This window comes from Mycobacterium sp. (assembly GCF_044370595.1).
GTDB lineage: Bacteria > Actinomycetota > Actinomycetes > Mycobacteriales > Mycobacteriaceae > Mycobacterium.
The window spans coordinates 1-7,502 of the sequence record NZ_JBILVF010000162.1 but is presented as its reverse complement, the minus strand read 5'-3'; the positions used below and the strand labels follow the sequence as shown (position 1 = coordinate 7,502).

The 7,502-nt window shown below is 69.1% G+C and carries 4 protein-coding genes and 2 pseudogenes; 4 read left to right on the top strand and 2 right to left on the bottom strand.

The genetic code is table 11. From position 1 onward, the window contains the following. A pseudogene (locus ADBZ5N_RS16050) lies at positions 1 to 574 on the bottom strand (hypothetical protein); the annotation flags it as partial. A 132-nt stretch (positions 575 to 706) separates the two neighbouring features. Here ADBZ5N_RS16050 and ADBZ5N_RS16045 point away from each other — a divergent pair. Both ADBZ5N_RS16045 and ADBZ5N_RS16040 read left to right on the top strand, forming a co-directional pair. After that, on the top strand, positions 707 to 1,744 hold the full coding sequence (locus tag ADBZ5N_RS16045) for a hypothetical protein (RefSeq protein WP_526259099.1): 1,038 nt from the start codon (positions 707 to 709) through the stop codon (positions 1,742 to 1,744). A gap of 10 nt (positions 1,745 to 1,754) precedes the next feature. Further along, on the top strand, positions 1,755 to 2,999 hold the full coding sequence (locus ADBZ5N_RS16040; protein WP_526259097.1) for a serine hydrolase domain-containing protein: 1,245 nt from the start codon (positions 1,755 to 1,757) through the stop codon (positions 2,997 to 2,999). A gap of 7 nt (positions 3,000 to 3,006) precedes the next feature. Here the strand turns inward: ADBZ5N_RS16040 and ADBZ5N_RS16035 are convergent, their stop codons facing one another. Beyond that, complete coding sequence (locus ADBZ5N_RS16035) at positions 3,007 to 3,459, bottom strand: hypothetical protein (RefSeq protein WP_526259095.1); 453 nt, start codon at positions 3,457 to 3,459, stop codon at positions 3,007 to 3,009. Between the two features lie 219 nt (positions 3,460 to 3,678). Between ADBZ5N_RS16035 and ADBZ5N_RS16030 the strand changes: the two genes are divergently transcribed. Further along, a complete protein-coding gene (locus ADBZ5N_RS16030; RefSeq protein WP_526259093.1) occupies positions 3,679 to 6,309 on the top strand; it encodes a LuxR C-terminal-related transcriptional regulator in 2,631 nt (876 codons plus the stop codon). A 570-nt stretch (positions 6,310 to 6,879) separates the two neighbouring features. After that, positions 6,880 to 7,502, top strand: a pseudogene (locus tag ADBZ5N_RS16025) (hypothetical protein); the annotation flags it as partial.

Here is a 7,502-nt window from a genome sequence, read left to right as displayed (position 1 = left end):
CGGCGTCAGCCGGGGCGGTCGCCGCCCCCGGCAACACCGGGAACTGGATCGGCGGCAGTGGCGGGAAGAAGCTGGCGAACCAGCTGATCTCGCCGGCGATGAAGTTGTCGACCCCGGTCTGGATCCCGTTGGTGATCGTCGGCCCGATCAGGTCGAACTCGCCGTCGATCAGATACGCGGTGCTGTACACCAGGGCCTGAGTGACGGGCTGGATGCCGCTGTAAGCGATGATCATTTGCGGAGCGGCAAGGCCGATCGGCCATGGCAGCCAGCCGACCGCCCAGGCTCCCAGCTCCACGCTGTACTGCACCCACGGCTCAATGGCGTTGTAGCCGTTGATGATCGCATCACCCGCCGAGTCGGCCGAGCCGACGTCGATCGGGTCGGGGATGTTCGGCAGGGCGGCGGCGGGCAGCGGCAGCGCAGCGATGGCGGCGCGCAGTTGCACGGCGGGGGAGGCCAGCGCGGGCAGCGGCGGGGCGCTGAGGGGGGCCAGCGCCACCGAACCGGCGGCTGCGGTGAGCACCCCGGCGGCCAGCCCGGCCGACAGGCAGGAACGAACCGACACCATCATCACCCCAAGTCTGTGCACTCGACGACCACTCAAACTGTAGGGGTTTCCCGGCCGCTGCGGCATACCCGACGCACCCCGCCCGGTCCGGCGGTCGCGCTACGGTGAGCTCTCATCCGTAAGGCAGGGGAACCCGTGACCGCCGGCGAACAGACCATCGACTGGCTTTACCGCGAGCAACTGCAGGTCGACGACCAGTGGTCGGTGCGCACCGAACGGGGCTTCACCTGGTGGGCCGACCGCAACGCACAGACCATCGAGATCCTCGGCGAGGAGATCGGCCCCGACGGCGACACCGGCTACCTGATCGGGGTGCGCACCGACATGCTCACCGACCTTGAGCTCACCGAGGCGGCCCTGGGTGACCTCAACGAGGGGCCGATGCGGTGCGCGGCGCTGTCCGGTCCGGTGTATGACGCCCAGACCGGCACCCTGAGCCTGTGTTCGCTAGCCCGCGTGCACGAGGAGATCGCCCCGTGGATGGCCGTGGTGATCGGATCGGCGGCGGTGACCCAGCTCGCCGAGGCGCGGGTGCTGGGACCGGACCTGGCTCACAGCCTCGGCGCCCGACCGGCGCTGACCGATCACCCGCAGCGCGGGCGCCGCCCCGAGCCCGACGACATGGTCTACGCCGTCAGCCTCTTCGTCGACGAGGGCAAGGCGCCATGCCAGTGGCCGGACGAGCAGTTCGATGCCGCGGTGAACGACTTCATGCGCCAACCGCCGGCGTTGATGGCCTCGGCCGGCGATCAGGGCCTGACCGTGGAATTCCCATACGGCGCCAACTCGTCGCTGTGCCAGGTGATCGGCAACCAGCAGCATCCGCTGTACGGCAACGGACTGCTGATCCTGCAGCGCTTCCCCTATGCACTGGACTCGGCGGAGAAGGGCATCGAACTCGCGTTGACCCTCAACGCCGCCGAACTGACCAGGAACGTCACCGGCTACGGGTTCGGCAGCTACGTATGGGACAACGGCATGATCTGCTTCACCGGGTTCGTCCCCAACGCCCTGCACCGCCAGGTAGCCCTGCCCAACCTCTACTTCGCCTGCGCCGCCCGCGCTCGGGCGATGTCGCTCTGGCTGCTCGACCAGGACTGGGACGCCGGCTCGTTTTCCCCCGACCACAGCGCGGTCGGCCGAAAACTGCTGTCTGACAACAACAACGACTAGGATCACCACGGTGACCGACGACCCGTACGCCAGCGCCGCGGAACTCGGCCTGATGGAGGGCTTCCCGCCCCCGCCCGACAAGCGGGTCGACCGCACCAACGCCCTGATGGTGCCGCCCTATAACCGGTGGGCCTATCAGCACATGCGCACCATCTTCCCGTCGGCGCCGATCCGCACCAGCAGCACCGCGGCACCGGTCGACACCCAGATCGACTCCGGCATCGGCGGTCTGGAGGTGACCCGCGGCGACGGCAGCGTCACGGACTTCCCGACGTTCCTGCGCGAGACCTACACCGACTCGTTCCTGGTCGCCACCCCCGACCGGCTCGTCTACGAGCACTACGCCAACGGCATGACCCCCACCCGGCCGCATCAGATGATGTCGTGCACCAAGTCCTTCGCCGGTCTGTTCGCCCTGATGGCGGCGGCCGACGGACTGCTCGACGAGGGCCAGCAGATCACCGACATCGTCGCTGAACTCACCGGCGCCTCGGCATTCGCCGGGGCCACCGTCGATCAGGTCTTGGACATGGTGAACTCCATGGACTTCAGCGAGGATTACGCCGATTTGGAGTCGGGCATCGCCCGCTACGCACTGGCGCTGGGCTGGCTGGAGATCCCTGGGCTGACCGCGTCGGAGAGCCTCTACGACCTCCTGGCCACTCTGCAGAGGAATCCGGCGCTGGAGCACGGCGAGATCTTCTGCTACCAGACACCCAAGACCGACGTCGTCAACTGGCTGACGAATCGCGTCACCGGCAAATCCTTCCAGGACCAGATGTCGGACGTGTTGTGGACGAAGCTGGGCACCGAAGCCGAAACCTATGTGCTGCTTGACCGGTGCGGCACCCTGGTGGCCGGGGGCGGCCTCAACGCCGCCCCCCGCGATCTCATGCGGTTCGCCATGATGATGCTCAACGACGGTGTCGCACAAGGCCGGCAGATCGTCACCCCGGCGATCATCGCCACCCTGGAAGCCGGCGGCAGCAGGGACGCGTTCGCCGCCGGGCCGGAAGCCGTCGGCGCAATGGCCGGCGGCGACTGGAGTTACCGGGCGCAGTGGTGGATCCGGCACACCCCCGGCCGGGAGGCCATCACCGCCATCGGCGTCCACGGGCAGTGGATCTACATCGACCGCCGCCACCGCGTGGCCATCGTCAAACAGTCCTCCCAGCCGGTGTCATCGGATCCGTCGGCCGATCAGTTCATCCTCAACGCTTTTGACTCGGTGATCGGCCACCTCGGCCCCGGTTGAGTCGGGGTTACTCGCAGTCGCAGGGCATCTCTAGGAAACAGTTGTCGCAGTAGGTCACCGGCTTGCCGAACTTACGGCGGACGTCCCCACCCGGGAAGACCACCCTGCCCATCGGTTCGACCTTGACCTCCGGGTTGCGCTGCTGCAACTCGTACAGGCAGTTCTTGACGTAGTCCAGCAACTCCGGGGAGGCGCCCTGCTCCCACAACTCCCGGTACCCGAAGGAGTTCTCATAGGCGTTCGCCGACCCGGCGGGCAGCCGGCCTTCCAGGATGTAGCGGACGCTGCGCATCACGTTCGCGACGTAGGACGGCGTCTTGTCGCCCCACTCCACGGCCATCTCGGCTGCCGTCGAACCCTTCTCCATACCGCGAAAGGCCTGACCGTGCCGCACCGAGCTGCGCCGCAGCAGTTGCTTGATCTCCTCGACTAGCTTTGGAGTGAGTTCGTTCATGGTCATGTGATCCATTCCCCGATGTGTCCCCCCGTCCTGCTGGTCGGGGTGGGGCGCGTCGGCCGTGTACTGGTGTTTTGAATCCTCAGCGGCGACAGCGGGTAGGAACTGCGTAGTGCACTACCTGTATTCCGGAGAAACGCACGTCCAGGACGGCAGGTAGTTGCACATCCAAGACGGCGGGTAGTCGCCCCCCGAGCACCCCGTTGGGCCTAACATTCCTGGGTGGACTGGCCTTTCACGGGGCGCGGCGGGGAACTGGACCTGCTGACGGCGCTGCTCGACGGCGACGGCGGCTACGTCGGTGCGGCCGTGGTCGGCGGGGCAGGGGTCGGCAAGACCCGGTTGGGGCGCGAGGCGGCCGGGGCGGCGGCCCGCCGAGGCTGGGTGGTGCGGCCGGTGGAGGGAACCGCCGCGGGGCAGGCGATCCCGTTGGGGGCGTTCGCGGGCTGGATCGAACGCCTCGACGATCAACCCCTCACCCTGGTCAGTGCTGTCATCAAGTCGATCACCACCACCTCGGACGGCGAACCGGTGCTGGTCACCGTCGACGACGCGCACCTGCTCGACGACCTGTCGGCGTTCGTGCTGCATCAACTGGTGGCCCGCGGCGCCGCACGGGTGATCGCCACCCTGCGCAGCGGCGAGTCGGTCCCCGAGACGGTGACCGCCCTGTGGAAGGACGGTTACCTGCGTCGGGTCGACCTCGAAACGTTGACCCGACCGGAATGCGACACCCTGCTCGCGGGGGTCCTCGATGGTCCGGTCAGCCCGTCGGCGGCCGCCCGGATCTGGGAGCTCACCCACGGCAACGTGCTGTTCCTGCACCAACTGGTCCGACAGGAAATTCAGGGCGGCCGGTTGGTCCGTGATGCCACCGGCCGATGGCAGTGGAGCGGGCCGGTCACCGTCTCGGCCACCCTGGCCGATCTGGTGGACGTCTCCATCGGTGCGGCCCCCGAACCGGTGACCGACGTCCTGGATCTGCTTGCTGTCGCCGGGCCGTTGAACCTGATCTACCTGAGCAGCCTGGCCGACCCGGCGGCGATCGAGGACGCCGAACGCCGTGACCTGGTCCGGGTGTCCCATGAGGCGCCCACCGACGTCGTGCGGATCGGTCATCCGCTCTACGCCGAGACCCGCCGAGCCAGGATGGGCCTGATGCGGGCCCGACGGCTGCGCGGCCGGATCGCCGGGGCGATGAGCGCCGGCGCCGGCGCCGTCGCGCCCGACCCGGTGCGTCTGGGCGTGCTGTGGCTGGACTCGGATCTGCCGCCGGACGCCGAGGTGCTCTACCGCGCCGGCGCCGAAGCGTTCCGGCGGTTGGACATGACGCTCAGTGAGCGCCTGGCCGGTGCGGCGATCCGCGCCGGCGCCGGTACGGAGGCTCACATCCTGCACGCCCGGGCGCTGGCGCTGCTCGGCCGGGCGCTGGACGCCGAGAAGGTGCTCAATGCGATACCCGCTCAGAACACCCCCGACTCGCTGTGGGCCGCGGCCACCGTGCTGCGAGGCCTGAATCTGCTTCTGGCGCAGGCCAATATCGAGCAGTCCTGGTCGGTGATCGATCAGGCGTTGGCCACCGCGCCACCGTCGGCGGTGCAGGAGTTGCTGGCCTTCCGCGGCCTGCAGTTGGCCATGGCGGCCCGGCCGGCCGAGGTGATCGCCCTGGCCGACGGGATCGACCGCGACCGGCTGGCGGGGCGCTCGAAGATCAACCTCAACTTCGGGGTCACCATCGCCCTCGGTGATCTCGGCCGCCCGCAGCCGGCCACCCAGGCCCCCGAGGATGCGATGGTGCTGGCCGCCAATTCGCCGGTGGCCGCGTATCAGGCTGTGGCCCTTGCCCTTATCCACACCGACGCCCTGGTCACCAACGGGTGTATCGGGGAGGCCCGGACCATCGCCGGCCGTGTTGGTCAGCAGTGGGCCGGCCTGCCGAGGGTGCCGCAGATCATCGCGACCGCGATCGACGGGGTGGCCGCGCTGGGCTACGGCGACCTGGCCACCGCCTGCCGGCTGCTCAAGGCGGCGTTGGCCCGCAAGGAACTGCGCCCCGAGCAGGCCGGCCTGCCTTACCTCGGCGTCGGTTACTGGCTGGCGGTGGCCTACACCGAGGCACTCGCGCGGGCCGGCCAGACCGAGGCGGCGAGCGAGGCGATGGCGGCCATGCAGCGTGACCGCCACCCCGCCTACAGCTTCATTGAACCCAACCGGATGCTGGCCGAGGCGTGGGTGGCCGCAGCACGTGGGCGCAGCAGCGCGGCCATCGAATTGGCTGGGGCCGCAGCGGCATTCGCCCGCGGTCACGGTCAGCACGCCCGGGAAGTCCTGTGCCTGCAGACCGCGCTGCAGTTCGGCGCTGACCCGCAGGTGGACCGGCTCACCGAACTCACCGGTCTGGTCGAGGGTCCACGGGCTGCGCTGGTGGCGCGGTGGGCGTCGGTGCTGGCAGGCAGGGACGGCCACGGGCTGCTGAAGGTATCCCGCGATCTGGAGGAGATGGGGGACCGGATCGCCGCAGCCGACGCCGCTGCCCAGGCGGCGTTGAGATTTGAGAGCGAGAATCTGCGGGGCGCCAGGCTGACCGCGAGCACTCGGGCCACCACGCTCATCGGCGAGTGCGGTGCGGCGACACCGGCGACCGGAGAGTCGGCCGCCCCGCTGCCGCTGACCAGCCGGGAACGCGAAATCGCCGCGCTGGTGCGAGAAGGGTTGTCCAACAGGCAGATCGCCGAAACCCTCACCATGTCGGTGCGAACCGTCGAGGGCCACATCTACCGGGCGTGCGCCAAACTCGGCATCGCCAACCGGGCCGAACTGGGCGCCGTGCTCGGTGGTCAGTCGCGGTCATAACGCGGGTGCGGCCGACGCGACTGCCGATACCAGAGCGCGCGGGCGAACCGTACTCGCGGCTAGCGGGTGACTTTCTCCCCTAGCGGGTCGCAGGAAAACAACTCTGAACGTCAAAAAACTGTGATAAACCCCTAAGAAATAATGGGTTCGGTCAGCTAGCCCAAGGTTTCCACGGGAGGGCACCACATGTGCGCGGATAATTTTTCTGGTCGGCAGCCGCGTGGCGGGGGCCGGTCCCGCCGGAACAACCCTGTGACGCCGGCCGCGCGTTCGACGCAAGCCGTGGGCCGGGTCGGGGCGCTGGCCGTCGCCCTCGGTATCGGCAGCGCGATCCTGGGTTTCAGCCCGGCCGCGGCGGCTGACACCGGCGCGGGGGACTCGACCGGGTCGGCCGGTCAAGAGTCGAGCCGCTCAGCCGATTCGGCCCCCCGTCGAAGCACGCCGACTGGTCGCACAGCCGATTCGGCTGCGTCCGCCGATGCCGGGGGGGCAGCGACGAGTGACTCCCGCACGAGCCGCGCAGCGCGGTCGGGACGCGGATCCGGCGCTGTTGAAGCCGACGCCGGTGAGGTGCCTCAAGAACGGGACGCTGACGCTGCGCCCTCGGCGGCGGTCACGCAAGCGCCGGCGGCGGCCATCGCGCAATCTCCGGAGATCACTCCCGAAGCCGAGCCTGTCGTCATCGACCAACCCGCACCGGTTGCGGTCGTACCCTCGGTAGTCGATGTCGAGCCGGCGGGCGTTATGGAGCTTCCCGAGACTGCAGTGGTCCCTGAGGTCGAAATCGCCGCCGCTGCCGGCGAGGCGCCGGAGATGACGGCTGCCGCTCCTGATGTCCTGGCCGGCGGCGACGCCGATCCGGCGGCGCTGCTGGGCGGGGACGGCAGCGGTGGGCCCGGTGCCGAGCCACTCGCGTGGGCCGCTCTGGCGGTCACCCGGCGCGAGGATCTGGCCGGCCCGACACCGGAGGTGGCCCCGGCGGCGGCGGTGAGCACCGGGGAGCCTGAGGTTGCCGTCACCGGTGCCGTGGGCGCGGCGCAAGCAATCGCACCCGCCATCGAAGTTGAAGCCGCTGCTTGCGGAACCCTTGCAGGTTGGTGCAAGGCCGTGCGCGCAGCCAAGGGGACTATCGCAGGTGGGATTACAAAAAAACTTGAAGCGCAATTCCCGACCATGCCTAAACAAACCGCCAC

Coding starts and splice junctions, on each gene's coding strand:
- ADBZ5N_RS16035 (WP_526259095.1), bottom strand. CDS start 3,459: ATGACCATGAACGAACTCACTCCAAAGCTAGTCGAGGAGATCAAGCAA.